The sequence below is a fragment of the Streptomyces sp. HNM0574 genome, from assembly GCF_012726235.1.
Classification (GTDB): Bacteria; Actinomycetota; Actinomycetes; order Streptomycetales; family Streptomycetaceae; genus Streptomyces.
The window spans coordinates 30,299-44,646 of the sequence record NZ_JAASAH010000002.1 but is presented as its reverse complement, the minus strand read 5'-3'; the positions used below and the strand labels follow the sequence as shown (position 1 = coordinate 44,646).

Here is a 14,348-nt window from a genome sequence, read left to right as displayed (position 1 = left end):
GGGCTCGTCGGGTGACCGGTTCACTGGCTGAGCCACTGGACCGGGCGCGTCGGGCAGAACTCGGCCTCCAGGAGGTCCAGGGTGTCGCCCGCCCAGTCGCCGTTGAGGTTGAACGCCGCCGTGTGGGAGCCGTCGGACGTGGTGACGGCGGTGGAGCGCGAGCCGTGGATGGTGCCGTCGTGGCCCCACACGGTCGTGCCGCAGGACAGGGTGCGCCGGGTCAGCCCCAGCCCGTACCGGCTGCCGTCGTCGGCCGGCACCGTCCGCTTCATCTCGGCCAGTTGCTCCGGCGGCAGCAGCTCACCGGTCATCAGCGCACGTACGAAGCGCACCAGGTCGTCGGTGGTCGAGATCATCTCGCCGGAGGCGCCGGCCAGTGACGGGTCGAGCGCGGTGACGTCGTGGACGGCGGGACGGCGGCCGGGCGCGAACAGCGTGGAGTAGGACCGCCCGTGATCGCCGCGTACGCGCGGGGAGTTGCCCGGGAGCGAGGTGCCGTCGAGGCGGAGGGGGCGCAGCACGCGCCGCTCGATCTCCTCCGCGTACGGGCGGCCGGTGACTTCCTCGACCACCATTCCGGCCAGGACGTAGTTGGTGTTGGAGTACTCCCAGTCGGTGCCCGCGGGGAAGTCGGCGGGGAGCCGGGTGGCGGTGCGCACCAGGTCCGACGGGCGGTGCGAATCGAACCTGTTCCGCAGGAACTCGCGGCTGAAATAGGCGTGCTGGAACTCCGGATCCTCCACGAAGTCCGGTACGCCGCTGGTGTGCTGGAGGAGCTGCCGCAGGGTGACCGGCGGGGCGCCGCCGTCCTCCGTCCGCTCCAGGACCCCCGGCAGCACGCTCTCGACCGGTGCGTCGAGGTCCAGTACCCGCTCCGCCTCCAGTTGCAGGAGGACGACGGCGAGGAACGGCTTGGTCAGACTCCCTATCCGGAAGCGGTCGTCGGGGAGCCGGGGACGCCGCGTCTCCCGGTCGGCCACCCCGGAGGCGCCGTTCCACACGCCGCCGCCGTCCTCGGCCTGACCCAGTACGCCGGGCAGCCGTTCCCGCTCCACGGCGGCGTCCATCGCGTCCTGGGTGGCGGAGTGCCCCATGTCGGCGGCCGCGGACGAGCTGACGGAGAGGGCCGCGACCGTCGCGGTCACCACCAGGGCCACGACAGTCGAACGGACGAACATGCCGAGTGACCCTAGCCGTTCGAAGATCACCAGGGAAAGCCCTGGTCAGGGCTGTTTCCTCAGGTGTTCGCGCGGTCGTCGCCGCGGGTGTCGGCGGATGATCCGGAAGGTTCGGATTGGGTGTTTCGCGACCGGTGGATGTGGCCGCCTCTGTGCTGTGTGACCGTTTTCGACGGACGGCTGTCGCCTTCGTCACCCCGCCGTCCCGCCCGCCAGACCACCAGCACGATCAGGACGCAGCCCGCGTACTGGGTGGGCGTGGGACGTTCGCCGAGTGCGCCGATGCCGATCGCCATGGCGAGCACCGGCTGGAGGAGCAGCAGGGTGGCCCCGGTGTCCGGACTGAGGCGCGGGAGCGCGGGGTTGATGAGCAGCCAGGCGAGCACCTGGCCGAAGAGCGCCATCGGGACGATCCAACCCCAGGCGGGCCAGCCGGGGTTGAGGTCGATGCCCGTCCAGGCGGCGCCCAGTACGCCGGAACCCACCGCGGCGCCGAGCGTCGACATGCAGACGGGAAGGAACATGTGCGGCCGGCCCGTCCCGTCCGGTTTCCGGTCCGTGCCCCGGGTGCCGCCGAGCCGGGTGAGGAAGAGGTAGCCCGCGAAGGCCACTCCGGCCGCGGTGCCGTACGCGACGCCGGAGACCGGCTCGCTGCCCGGCTCGGGGCTGCCGAGCGCACCGCTGGCCAGCGCCACCCCGGCCATCATCAGCGGCGCGGTGACCCAGAATCCCCGGGACAGCCGCGCCCCGGTGAGCACGGCGAGCAGCGGGAAGACGACGAGCTGGACGTTGAGCAGGACGGTGGCGATGGAGGCGCCCACGTCCTGGATGCTCTGCGACCAGAAGACGAAGTCCACGCCGAGCAGCAACCCGGCCCCCACGTCGAGCAGTTGGAGCCGCAGCGGTCTCCCGCCCGCCCTGCGGTACTCGGCGATTGCGAAGGGCGCGAGGACGAGCAGCGCCAGCACGCAGCGGAGGAACGCGGCCGTGCCCGCGTTCACCTGGGAGAGCTTGATGAACGTGCCCGAGGCCGAGGTGCAGGCCGAGCCGAGGACGACGAGCAGCGCGGGCCCCGGCCGTACCGGCAGCCGTGCGCGCAGGCCGGGGAGGCGTCCTCCCGGAGCCGTCGTACCGCCGTTCCCCCGCGTGCCGCTCTCCCGCCGTCCCATGTGCTTCACTCTGCCTGCGTGCACGAGAAAGCAAAAGCAACGATTTGTTGTCGGTACTGTTGAGCGCTTCTTACTGATTGGCCTGGCGCCCGTGTTCAACCTGGAGAGACTCCGCGTCCTCGACGCCGTCGCCGTCCACGGCTCCCTGGCCGCCGGCGCGCGGGCCCTGCACATCACCCCGTCCGGCGTCTCGCAGCAACTCGCCAAGCTGGAACGGGAGTCGGGCCACCGGCTGTTCGAGCCGCACGGCCGCACCGTCCGGCTCACCCACGCGGGCCGGGTGCTCGCCGCGTACGCCGCCCGCGTCGTCGCCCAGGCCGCGGCGGCCGAGGCCGACCTCGCCGATCTGGACGACGAGATCCTCGGCCCGCTGCGGCTCGGCGGCGTCGGCAGCGCCCTGCGCGCGCTCCTGCCGGACGTCCTGGCCTCGCTCACCGCCGCCCACCCGCGGCTGACGCCCACCCTGGTCGACGGCGAGGGCGTCGACATGATCCCGCGACTGGCCCGCGGCGACCTCGACCTGCTGCTCGTCGAGAGCTGGACGAACCGCCCGGTGCGGCTGCCGGAAGGGCTCGCGCTGCGCACGCTCGCCGTCGAGCCGGTGCACGTCGCGCTGAGCGAGCGGCACCCGCTCGCCGACCGCGGCACCCTCGACCTCGCCGCACTCGGCGACGAGATCTGGACCAGCTGCCCACCCGGCACGGAACCGTACGAGGCGCTGCTCCAGGCGATGCGCGCCCAGGGTCCCGAGCCCGAAATCCGCTACACGGTCAGCGAGTTCGCGACCCAGCTGGCCCTGGTCGCCGAAGGGCTGACGCTCGCCCTGCTGCCCGAGGCGGGCCAGCGCCCGGCCCCGCCCGGCGTCCGTTTCCTGCCCACCAGACCGTCGTTGGGGCGCGAGGTGATGGCGGTGTGGCGCGCCCGGGCGGAGAGCCCCGCCGTACGGGCCTGTGTCGGGGCACTGGCGGAACGGGCGGGGACGCGGGACTGAGCCTCAGCGCTTGGGGAGCAGCAGTTCGGTGTTCCGGTCGCCCGGTTCGCCCGCCAGGGTGTCCCGCGCGCCGGGGGCGTTGAAGGACAACTCCCGGTAGAGCGCGGCCAGTCCCGTCTGCGAGAGGTCCTCGAAGTCCGTGCCGTGCGGCGCCGCCGACTCGACGAGGCTGGTGAACAGCGACAGGGTGCCGTCCTTGTTGTCGGTCACCTCGACGATCCTGGCCAGCTGCGGGAAGTCGATGTGCGAGGCGGTGGAGATCTCCCAGAAGGTCTCGCGCGGGGTGATGGCGTTCTTGTGGCTGTGCCCGTTGATCCACGCCAGGACGTGCGGGTTGCGCCGCAGCAGGTCGACGACCTCGGGGCCGCCCTCCGGGGTGGTGCTGCTGGTGTGGTGGCTGAAGAGCAGGACGTAGCCGTCCTCGTGCCGTCTCAGCTGCCGCTCCAGCCAGCGGAGTTGCTCCGTGCCGACCCGGCCCTCGAAGTGGCCGTCCGGGCGGGTGGTGTCCAGGCTGATGCCGACGACGTCCTCGGATATCCGGAAGGTGTAGTACAGCCGGTCCTCCGCGACGGACTCCTCGGTGTAGCCGTGCCCCACGGGCCCGGCGCCGCGGAACTCGGGGCGCAGATGGGCCCGCAGGTATTCCTCCCGGGTGAACGGGGCGCGCTTCTCGTCGGCCGTCACCGGACGCATCTCGCGTTTCCGGGAGCGCAGCAGCTCCCGGAACAGCTCACCCTTCGGGTCGCCGCCCTCCTTCACCGTCTTCCACAGCTGCTCGCCCTCCTTCTCCGAGGCGAGCTCCATCAGCTTCCTGCCGCCCACCGAGAACTCCCCGAAGAAGCTGTCCCCGGACGCGTAGCAACCGCCGGGCAGCAGGTCGTGGTTGCCCACCGTGGAGTACCAGGGCAGCGTCAGGCCGGGGCTGTTCACCTCGCGGATGGCGGCCTGGAGGAAGCCGTCGAGTGCGGGGAAGCCCAGTGCCTTGTCGTCGTCCCTGAGCGTGTCGTCCGGGTGCCAGTACAGCTTCAGGCCACTGTTCTGCACGCCCTCGTAGCGGCGCGGGTCCCCGGTGTTGGGGGTGATCCGCCCGCCGCTCATGACGGTGAGGAACCATTCCAGTTCGGCCCGGCTGTTGTTGTCCGTGTTGTCGCCGGTGGTGACGACGAACGACAGCGGGGCGCCCGTCGCGGGCCCGCCCTTCAGGCCGTTCACCCGCTCGACCAGGGACACCGCGCCGGCCACCGACAGGGCCTCCTGCGGGCGCCAGGCGCTGCTGGTCTCGGTGCGCAGGTACTCGTAGCGCAGCGGGTGCTGCACGTCCACGATGTGCAGGTCGGTGAACTGGACGAACGAGGCCAGGGCCGTCCGCCTGTCCTCCCGCCCGCCGGAGGCGGAGGCCAGCTCGGTCCGTACCACCCGCTGCCACGCGGCGCCCCGCTCCAGCCGCAGATAGCCCTCGCCCGAACCGTCCCCGCGCGGCGCGGAGACGGCCTCCAGCGTCGTGCCGGACACCGACGGCGTCGCCGCCGTCCCGCGCGGCGCGAGCGGCCGCGCGCCGGGGACCGCGCGGGCCGTCGCGGGCTGGCCCGCCGTGGCCGTGCCCGCCGTGAGGCCGAGGCCCGAACCGAGCCCGGCGGCCGCGCCCGCGGCTGCGGTGGCGAGCAGGGTACGGCGGTCGAGTGCGAGACGGCTGCTGCGTGACATACGCGGTCTCCCGAGTGCGAACGCGTCCGGTGCGGCGGGGCCTGCCCCCGCCCAGGTGGATGCTTGGCAGCCGGAATGGCCTGCGGCTGAACGGCACGGGAACGCCGTACGCCCATTGGCCTCCCGCGACGTGCCGCACCCCGCCCGCCGGTACGCACGGAAAGCCGGTCGCGGCGGTCTTCCCGGTGCCCGGACCGCGCGGCGCCGGGCGTGGAAGGATGGCGGGACTACGACAGAACAGAGGCCCGCGAGAGTTGGGAGACCACACGTGCCTGGCACGAATCTGACACGAGAAGAGGCCCAGGAGCGGGCACGGCTGCTCACGGTGGACTCCTACGAGGTCGAGCTCGACCTCGGCGGGGCGCAGGAGGGAGGCACCTTCCGGTCGGTCACGACCGTCCGTTTCGACGTCGACGGGGACGCGCTCTCCGGGGCCTCCGGCACCTTCATCGACCTCGTGGCGCCGACCGTGCACGAGGCCGTCCTCAACGGCGAGTCCCTGGACCCCGGGCAGGTCTTCCAGGACTCCCGGATCGCCCTGCCGTCGCTCGTCGCGGGCCGCAACGAACTGCGGGTGACCGCCGACTGCGCGTACACCAACACCGGTGAGGGCCTGCACCGGTTCGTCGACCCGGTCGACGACCAGGCGTACCTCTACACCCAGTTCGAGGTGCCGGACGCCCGCCGCGTCTTCGCCAGCTTCGAACAGCCCGACCTGAAGGCCACCTTCCGGTTCACCGTGACGGCGCCGGAGGGCTGGAAGGTCATCTCCAACTCGCCGACGCCCGAGCCGGAGGGCGCCGCGAAGAACGTGTGGCGCTTCGCGCCCACCCCGCGCATCTCCACCTACATCACGGCGCTCATCGCCGGCCCGTACCACGAGGTGCACAGCAGCTGGGAGGGCCAGGGCAGGACGGTGCCGCTGGGCATCTACTGCCGCCCCTCGCTGGCCGAGTTCCTCGACGCGGACGCCATCTTCGCGATCACCCGGCAGGGCTTCGACTGGTTCCAGGAGAAGTTCGACTACCCGTACCCCTTCGAGAAGTACGACCAGCTCTTCGTGCCCGAGTTCAACGCGGGCGCGATGGAGAACGCCGGCGCGGTCACCTTCCGCGACCAGTACGTCTTCCGCAGCAAGGTCACGGACGCCGCCTACGAGAGCCGCTCCGAGACGATCCTGCACGAGCTGGCGCACATGTGGTTCGGCGACCTCGTCACCATGGAGTGGTGGAACGACCTCTGGCTGAACGAGTCGTTCGCCACCTACACCTCCATCGCCTGCCAGGTGCACGCCCCCGGCAGCCGCTGGCCGCACGCCTGGACGACCTTCGCCAACCAGCTGAAGACCTGGGCGTACCGGCAGGACCAACTGCCCTCCACGCACCCGATCATGGCGGACATCCGCGACCTGGACGACGTGCTCGTCAACTTCGACGGCATCACCTACGCCAAGGGCGCCTCCGTCCTGAAGCAGCTGGTGGCCTACGTCGGCATGGACGAGTTCTTCAGCGGCGTGCAGCGCTACTTCAAGCGTCACGAGTGGGGCAACACCCGCCTCGGCGACCTGCTCGGCGCCCTGGAGGAGACCTCGGGCCGCGACCTGACCGCCTGGTCGAAGGCGTGGCTGGAGACGGCCGGCATCAACGTCCTCCGCCCCGAGATCGAGACCGACGCCTCCGGCACGGTCACCTCCTTCGCCGTCCGCCAGGAGGCACCCGCCCTCCCGGCCGGCGCGAAGGGCGAGCCCACGCTCCGCCCGCACCGCATCGCCATCGGCGCGTACGAGCTCGAAGGCGGCAAGCTGGTGCGGACGGACCGGGTGGAGCTCGACGTCGACGGCGAACTGACCGACGTCCCCGCGCTGACCGGACGCAAGCGCCCCGCCGTCTTCCTGCTCAACGACGACGACCTCACCTACGCGAAGGTCCGCCTCGACGCCGAGTCCCTCGCCACCGTCACCCGGCACCTGGGCGACTTCACCGAGTCCCTGCCCCGCGCCCTGTCCTGGGCCTCCGCCTGGGACATGACCCGGGACGCGGAACTCGCCACCGGCGACTACCTGGACCTGGTGCTCTCCGGCATCGTCAAGGAGTCGGACATCGGCGTCGTGCAGTCCCTGCACCGCCAGGTGAAGCTCGCACTGGAGCTGTACGCGGAGCCCGGGAGCCGGGAGGCGGGGCTGCTGCGCTGGGCCGAGGCCGCGCTGGAGCAGCTGCGCGCCGCCGAACCCGGCAGCGACCACCAGCTCGCCTGGGCCCGCGCCTTCGCCGCCGTCGCCCGCACCGACGCCCAACTCGGCCTGCTGGCCGGGCTGCTGGACGGCACGGAGACGGTCGAGGGCCTCGCCGTCGACACCGACCTGCGCTGGGCGCTGCTCCAGCGGCTGGCCGCCACGGGCCGCGCCGGTGAGAAGGAGATCGCCGCGGAGCTGGAGCGCGACGCCACCTCGGCGGGCGAGCGGCACGCCGCGACGGCCCGCGCCGCCCGGCCGACCGCCGAGGCGAAGGCCGAGGCGTGGGCGTCCGTCGTCGAGCGGGACACTCTGCCCAACGCGGTGCAGGAGGCGGTCATCGGCGGCTTCCTCCAGACCGACCAGCGGGAACTCCTCGCCCCGTACACGGAGAAGTACTTCGCCGTGGTCAAGGACGTCTGGGAGCAGCGCAGTCACGAGATGGCGCAGCAGATCGCCGTCGGCCTGTACCCGACGCTCCAGGTCTCGCAGGACACCCTGGACGCGACGGACGCGTGGCTCGCGGGCGCCTCGCCCAGCCCCGCGCTGCGGCGTCTGGTGACCGAGTCCCGGGCCGGGGTGGAGCGCGCGCTGAAGGCGCAGCGCGCGGACGCGGCCGCCGGCTGATCCGTCCCGCCCGACGGCGAAGGGCCCCCGGACTCCGAGGAGTCCGGGGGCCCTTCGCCTGTGGGGAGGCAGGTGGTGCGGTGTGACAGGTGCGGTGTGGCGTGGTGCGCGTGGCGCTGCTGCGCGGGTGCCGTTACTTGGCGTATGCCGTCTGGCCGTACGCCGCCTGGCCGAAGAAGAACTGGGCGAGGCCGTTGGCCCACAGCTGGTCGACCTTGGCGGACTCCTGCGCGTTGGGCTTGTCGTTGGTGCAGGACGGGCCGGGGCCGCCGCCGGACATCAACTCCTCGCAGGGGCCCTGGTAGTTGTCCGGCAGGCCGAGCACGTGACCGGTCTCGTGCGAGGTCACGCGGTTGGAGTCGAACTCCTTGTTCTGCTTGTAGTCCAGGAAGATGAAGCCGTTGCCGTGCCCGTCCGTCTGCGCGTACGAGCCGCGCGGGTCGTCGCCCTCGCGGTACTCGAAGCTCGCGTTGCTGCCCTCCTGCAGCTGGACGTTCTTCACGGCCGAGTTCCACACCTGGGTGCTGTTGGCTATCTGGCTCTTGAACGTCGGGGCCTTGCTGGCGTCGTAGGTCACCGTGACCTGCTGGATGCCGGGTTCGGCCTTCTGCTTCTCCAGGGCGTGCTTCATGACGGCCCTGAAGAACGCCTCGTTGCCCTTCTGGTTCTCGCCCGTGTAGCCCGCGCGCTGGACGCCGGAGGCGTCGGACTCGGCCGCACCCTGCGCGGCGGTGACGGTGCCGGAGGAGCCGGCCGGTGCCGCGGTCGAGGCGCCCGTCGCGCCCAGTCCCAGGCTCGCCGCCAGGCCGAAGCCGAGCGCTGCGGTGAGTGCGGTCTTCCGGTATCTCATGGGGGGTCTCCTTGTCGTCCGTGGCACCGGCCGCCGCAGGGCAGGACGCGGCCCGCCGGCGCCACCGGCGTACTCTGCTGCCGGAGAGTCTGTGCGAGACGGCACGGCCCCGGGATGATGGCAAGTGGCGATAGCGCGGCCCCATCACCCGATGTGCGCCAGATGTTCGGCCTGCGGCCACGGGGGCGATCCGTGGCCGTGAGACGTCTGGTGTGACATGGACACGCGCCGTATGCTCCGACGCGTGGAGCTCGAAGTGAGGCACCTTCGTGCGCTGTGCGCGATAGCCGAGACGGGCAGTGTGCACAAGGCGGCCCGGCAACTGGGCATGACGCAGCCCTCGTTGACGACGCAGCTCCGCCGCATCGAACAGTGCGTAGGGGGCCAGCTCTTCTTCCGCGGACGCTCCGGCAGCACCCCCACCCCCTTAGGGCGCTCGGTGCTGAGCCGGGCCCGCCCGATCATCGCCGAGATGGCCGCACTCGTCAGCGAGGCGCAGGAGGCGGCGGGACGCGCGGCGGGGGAGCGGCTGCGGATCGGCAGCACCGGCTCGCCCGCGGTGCCCGGCTGGCTGCGCCGCATCCACGACCGGCTCCCGGAGACGGACACCACCATCCACATGGACGTCTCCGCCAACGCGCTGCTGCGGATGGTGGCCGCCAACCAGCTCGACGCGGCCTTCGTGCACGAGGTCGAGGGCGTCCCGCTGTCCGTGCCGGAGGGGCTGGAGACGCGCGTACTGGTCGAGCGGGAGCCGCAGTTCGTGGCGCTGCCCTCGGGCCACCCGGCGGCCGGTGAGCCGGCGCCCCGCCTCACCGACCTCGCCGACTCCCGCTGGATGGTGGACCCGAGCGTCGACGGCGACTGGCCGGGCCTGCGCCGGGTGTTCGCCGAGGCGGGCATCGAACCGCGGGTGGTGTTCGGCGACTATCTGGCCGCCGCCGACCTGGTCGCCTCCGGCGAGGTGGTCATCGCCTGCCAGCCCACCGCACGCGCCCGCCCCGGCACCGTCATCCGTCCGCTGTGCGGCGACCCGCTCGCCGTACGGCTGCTGCTCGCCACCAGGACGGCACCGGGGACGCGCCGCACGGCACCCGGAGGCACGGACGCGCTCTTCGACGACCTGGAGTCCGCGTACGCCGAGGTCGCCCGCGCCAGCGAGAGCTACCGCCGCTGGCTCCAGGGCGGCAGCGGCGACTCACCGCTGCTCACGCCCGTGGTGGCCTGAGCGGACCGGGTCGCTGCCCAACTCCCCTGCGGCACAGGCTGTTTGGCGGCGACCCGGTTTCCCGTCAGATCCGCGGTACGCCGTCGGCCGCGCGGAGGCCCGTGGCGCCCGCGTCGCACTCCTGGGCGCGCAGCGCCCGCGCCAGGTCGTCCCGGGACTCCAGCACGAGCCGGCGCAGCGCGGGGGCCGCGTCCTCGTGCGCGGCGAGCCAGGCGTCGGTGGCGTCCAGGGTGGCCGGGTCGTCCTGGAGCGAGGGGTACAGGCCGCGCACGATCGCCATCGCGATCTCGATGGAGCGGGTGCGCCACACCTCCTCCAGCGCCGCGAAGTAGCGCTCCGTGTACGGCGCGGTCAGCTCGCGCTGCCCCGGCTGGGCGAAGCCCGAAATGGTGGCCTCCACCAGAGCGTTGGAGAGCTTGTCCGAGGCCACGACAGAGGCCCACGCCTGGTCCTTGACCGCGGCGGACGGACGCGAGGCCAGGCAGCGCACCTGGTGCCGCTTGCCCGACGCCGTGTCGTCCCGCGCCAGTTCGGCGCCGATCACCTGCTCGTCGGCCACCCCCTCGGCGGCGAGGGTGCCCAGGAAGGACCAGCGCAGCTCCTGGTCGATGTCCAGACCGTCGATCCGCGCGCTGCCCGCCAACAGCCCCTGCAGCAGCCGCAGATCGTGCTCGCGCACCGCGACCCCGGCGAAGAACCGAGCCCAGGCGAGCTGGTGGCCGCTGCCGGGCTCGGCCTGCCGCAGCCCGCTGACCGCGCCCTCGGCCAGCGCCTGCTGCCCCTCCTCGCGCCAGGACGGGTCCACGTAGTGCGTGACGGCGGTCCGCACCCAGGCGTGCAGCATCTGGAGCACGCCGATGTCCGTCTCACGGCCAGCGAAGCGCAGCACCAGGGAGACGAAGTCGCGGCCGGGCAGCAGCCCGTCGCGGGTCAGGTTCCACATCGCGGACCAGCACAGGGCGCGGGCCATGGGGTCGGCGAGCTCGCCGAGGTGGTCCCGGAGCGTCGCCAGGGACACCTCGTCGAAGCGCACCTTGCAGTACGTCAGGTCCGCGTCGTTCACCAGGACCAGGTCGGGGCGTTCGCTGCCCGCCAGTTCGGGCACCGTCGACCGGGCGCCGGTGACGTCGGTCTCCGCACGCGCGTAGCGCACCAGGGCGCCGTCCGCGTCGCGCCGGTACAGGCCCACGGCGACGCGGTGCGGGCGCAGGACGGGCTGCTCCCCGCCGGCCTCCTGGAGCACGGCCAGCTCGGTGACGCGGCCCTCGGCGTCGTAGGTCACCTGCGGGGTGAGGGTGTTGACGCCCGCGGTGCCCAGCCACGCCCCGGCCCATTCGCCCATGTCCCGCCCGGAGGTCTCCTCCAGGACGGAGAGCAGGTCCCGCAGCGTGGTGTTGCCCCAGGCGTGCCGCTTGAAGTACCGCCGCGCGCCCTCCATGAACGCCTCGCGCCCCGCGTAGGCCACCAGCTGCTTGAGGACGGAGGCGCCCTTCGCGTACGTGATGCCGTCGAAGTTGAGCTTCGCGTCCTCCAGGTCACGGATGTCGGCCGTCACCGGGTGGGTGGAGGGGAGCTGGTCCGCGCGGTACGCCCAGGCCTTGCGGCGGTTGGCGAAGGTGATCCAGCCGTCCGAGAAGCGCGTCGACTCGACCAGCGCGAGCGCGCCCATGAAGTCGGCGAAGGACTCCTTGAGCCACAGGTCGTCCCACCACTCCATGGTGACCAGGTCGCCGAACCACATGTGCGCCATCTCGTGCAGGATGACGTTCGCTCGGCCCTCGTACGACGCCTGCGTCACCTTGCCGCGGAAGACGAACTCCTCGCGGAAGGTCACACAGCCCGGGTTCTCCATGGCGCCGATGTTGTACTCCGGCACGAACGCCTGGTCGTACTTCCCGAAGGGGTAGGGGAAGTCGAAGTGGTCGTGGAAGAAATCCAGTCCCTGCTTGGTGACGGTGAAGATGTCGTCCGCGTCGAAGTGCTTGGCCAGCCCCTTGCGGCACAGCGCCCCCAGCGGCACCTCCAGCTTGTCGCCGCCCGGCAGCTTCCGCTTGTAGGTGTCCGTGACGTAGTGGTACGGACCGGCGACGACGGCGGTGATGTACGTGGAGACCGGCCGCGTCCGCGCGAAGCGGTGCAGCGCCGCCGCCCCGTCGTCCAGCGGGCGGGGCTCGCCCAGCGCCGCGCCGTTGCTCAGCACCGTCCAGCCGGCGGGCGCGGTGACGGTGAAGTCGAACGGGGCCTTCAGGTCCGGCTGTTCGAAGTTGGCGAAGACGCGGCGCGCGTCGGCCGGCTCGTACTGGGTGTAGAGGTAGACCTCGCCGTCCTCGGGGTCGACGAAGTGGTGCAGCCCCTCGCCGGTGCGGCTGTAGGCGCAGGACGCGTCGACGGTCAGCTCGTTCTCGGCGGCCAGCCCGCCCAGCGCGATCCGCGCGCCGTCGAAGGCGGTGTCGGCGTTCAGCGAGCGGCCGTTGAGCGTCACCGAGTGGACGGAGGGCGCGACCAGGTCGACGAAGGTGTCCGCGCCGGGCTCGGCGCAGCGGAAGCGGATCGTCGTCGTCGAACGGAACGTGCGGGGGCCGCCGTTCGGCGGGGGAGCGGTGGCTGAGCGCAGATCCAGCGCCACCTCGTACCCGTCGACGGACACCAGCCGGGCCCGCTGCCGCGCCTCGTCACGGGTCAGGTTCTCTCCGGGCACTACGTGACTCCCTCGTCTCGCATGTCGAACAGTCCGGATCAGCATCGCATGCGGTAGTGGTGCACCCGCGGCACACACCGGCCCGGACGCCGGGATGGGGCGGCCCGGCGCGGGAATGGCGGCGGGCCGCCCCGCGTTCCCGTTGCGTCGGTACCGTCCGTACGCGTCACACGCCGGTGCCGCACCATCCCGTATGTCCATTCCGCACGAGGAGTTCATGGCCATGCCCGAGAAGACCCCCGCCGATTTCTGGTTCGACCCGCGCTGCCCGTGGGCGTGGCTGACGTCGCGCTGGATGCTGGAGGCGGAGAAGGTCCGTGACGTGGAGGTCCGCTGGCACGTGATGAGCCTGGCCGTCCTCAACGAGAACAAGCTGGACGAACTCCCCGACGAGTACCGCGAACTGCTCACGCAGGCATGGGGCCCGGTGCGGGTCTGCGTCGCCGCCGAGCAGAAGTACGGCAACAAGGTCCTCGGCCCGCTCTACACGGCGCTGGGCACCCGCTTCCACCCGCGCGGCGAGGAACAGAGCCGCGAACTGTACGTCAGCGCCCTGGAGGAGGCCGGCCTCCCGGCCGAGCTCGCGGACGCGGCCGACTCCACCGAGTACGACGAGGTGCTGCGGGCCTCGCACAAGGAGGGCATCGACCTCGTCGGCCAGGACGTCGGCACCCCGGTCATCGCGGTCCCCGGCGCGGACGGCGAACGGCTGGGCTTCTTCGGCCCCGTCGTCACCCCGGCCCCGAAGGGCGAGGCGGCCGGACGGCTGTGGGACGGCACCCTGCTGGTGGCCTCGACCCCCGGCTTCTTCGAGATCAAGCGCACCCGCGACACCGACCCCGTCTTCGACTGAGCCCCGCGCACGGCAGGAGGGCCCCCGTACGTCACGTCCGTACGGGGGCCCTCCCTCTGTGCGCCGCCTGCCCTGTGAGCGGTGAGAAGACGATCACGAGGACAGGGGGTTCTCCGGCGTACCGGCGTCAGGGCGCCAGCAGCAGGTTGTTCGCGCGCTCCTTGGCGGCGGTGTAACGCCGGGCCACGTCCTGCCAGTTGACGACGCGCCACATCGCCTCGACGAAGTCCACCTTCTGGTTGCGGTACTGCAGGTAGAAGGCGTGCTCCCAGGCGTCGAACACCAGGATCGGGACGGAGCCCTGGCCGACGTTGCCCTGGTGGTCGTAGACCTGCTCGACGATGAGGCGGCCGGTGACCGGCTCGTACGCGAGGACGCCCCAGCCCGAACCCTGCGTCGTGGCGCTGGCCTTGCTGAGCTGGGCCTTGAACTTCGCGAACGAGCCGAAGGACTCGTGGATCGCGTCCGCCAGCTCGCCGGTGCCGTCCTTCTCCAGCGGCTCCCCGCCACCGTCACCGGTCATGTTCTGCCAGTAGATGGAGTGCAGGATGTGCCCGGAGAGGTGGAAGGCCAGGTTCTTCTCGAGGCCGTTGATGTTGCCCCACTGGTCCTTGTCACGCGCCTCCGCTAGCTGCTCCAGCGTGTCGTTGGCGCCCTTCACGTACGCGGCGTGGTGCTTGTCATGGTGCAGCTCGATGATCTCGCCGCTGATGACCGGCTCCAGCGCGGAGTAGTCGTACGGCAGATCCGGAAGTGAATAGGTAGCCATATGCGGTCCCCTCCGCTATTGCACATTACTTGCAAGAAGAAGTTAGCAGCA

At 71.8% G+C, this 14,348-nt stretch carries 10 protein-coding genes; 4 read left to right on the top strand and 6 right to left on the bottom strand.

Translation table 11 applies throughout. The features are described from left to right. Nucleotides 1–20 precede the first annotated feature (20 nt). Nucleotides 21–1,178, bottom strand: coding sequence for a serine hydrolase domain-containing protein (locus HCC30_RS03820; RefSeq protein ID WP_169440574.1), 1,158 nt, complete (start codon nt 1,176–1,178; stop codon nt 21–23). Nucleotides 1,179–1,237: 59 nt separating this feature from the next. Further along, the gene (locus HCC30_RS03815; protein WP_169440573.1) at nt 1,238–2,347 is read right to left on the bottom strand and encodes a DMT family transporter; all 1,110 of its coding nucleotides are present in this window, start codon (nt 2,345–2,347) and stop codon (nt 1,238–1,240) included. A gap of 91 nt (nt 2,348–2,438) precedes the next feature. Here HCC30_RS03815 and HCC30_RS03810 point away from each other — a divergent pair, with 91 nt between their 5' ends. After that, the gene (locus HCC30_RS03810) at nt 2,439–3,338 is read left to right on the top strand and encodes a LysR family transcriptional regulator (RefSeq protein ID WP_169440572.1); all 900 of its coding nucleotides are present in this window, start codon (nt 2,439–2,441) and stop codon (nt 3,336–3,338) included. Between the two features lie 3 nt (nt 3,339–3,341). On the opposite strand, the gene HCC30_RS03805 is transcribed toward HCC30_RS03810, so the two are convergent. Next, nucleotides 3,342–5,042: a TIGR03767 family metallophosphoesterase gene (locus tag HCC30_RS03805; protein WP_169440571.1), complete on the bottom strand. Its 1,701-nt coding sequence runs from the start codon at nt 5,040–5,042 to the stop codon at nt 3,342–3,344. Nucleotides 5,043–5,310: 268 nt separating this feature from the next. Between HCC30_RS03805 and pepN (HCC30_RS03800) the strand changes: the two genes are divergently transcribed. Beyond that, nucleotides 5,311–7,899: an aminopeptidase N gene (gene pepN / locus HCC30_RS03800; protein WP_169440570.1), complete on the top strand. Its 2,589-nt coding sequence runs from the start codon at nt 5,311–5,313 to the stop codon at nt 7,897–7,899. 133 nt (nt 7,900–8,032) lie between these two features. On the opposite strand, the gene snpA is transcribed toward pepN (HCC30_RS03800), so the two are convergent. Then, nucleotides 8,033–8,749: a snapalysin gene (snpA, locus tag HCC30_RS03795; RefSeq protein WP_169440569.1), complete on the bottom strand. Its 717-nt coding sequence runs from the start codon at nt 8,747–8,749 to the stop codon at nt 8,033–8,035. A 232-nt stretch (nt 8,750–8,981) separates the two neighbouring features. Between snpA and HCC30_RS03790 the strand changes: the two genes are divergently transcribed. Further along, entirely contained in the window at nt 8,982–9,977 is a 996-nt protein-coding gene (locus HCC30_RS03790) for a LysR family transcriptional regulator (RefSeq protein ID WP_169440568.1), read from the top strand. Nucleotides 9,978–10,041: 64 nt separating this feature from the next. Here HCC30_RS03790 and pepN (HCC30_RS03785) read toward each other — a convergent pair whose 3' ends face one another. After that, a complete protein-coding gene (gene pepN, locus HCC30_RS03785; protein ID WP_169440567.1) occupies nt 10,042–12,675 on the bottom strand; it encodes an aminopeptidase N in 2,634 nt (877 codons plus the stop codon). 223 nt (nt 12,676–12,898) lie between these two features. Here pepN (HCC30_RS03785) and HCC30_RS03780 point away from each other — a divergent pair, with 223 nt between their 5' ends. Then, nucleotides 12,899–13,528, top strand: a complete 630-nt coding sequence (locus HCC30_RS03780) for a DsbA family protein (protein ID WP_169441359.1) — start codon at nt 12,899–12,901, stop codon at nt 13,526–13,528. A gap of 127 nt (nt 13,529–13,655) precedes the next feature. Here HCC30_RS03780 and HCC30_RS03775 read toward each other — a convergent pair whose 3' ends face one another. Next, nucleotides 13,656–14,297, bottom strand: coding sequence for a superoxide dismutase (locus tag HCC30_RS03775; protein WP_169440566.1), 642 nt, complete (start codon nt 14,295–14,297; stop codon nt 13,656–13,658). Between the last annotated feature and the right edge of the window lie 51 nt (nt 14,298–14,348).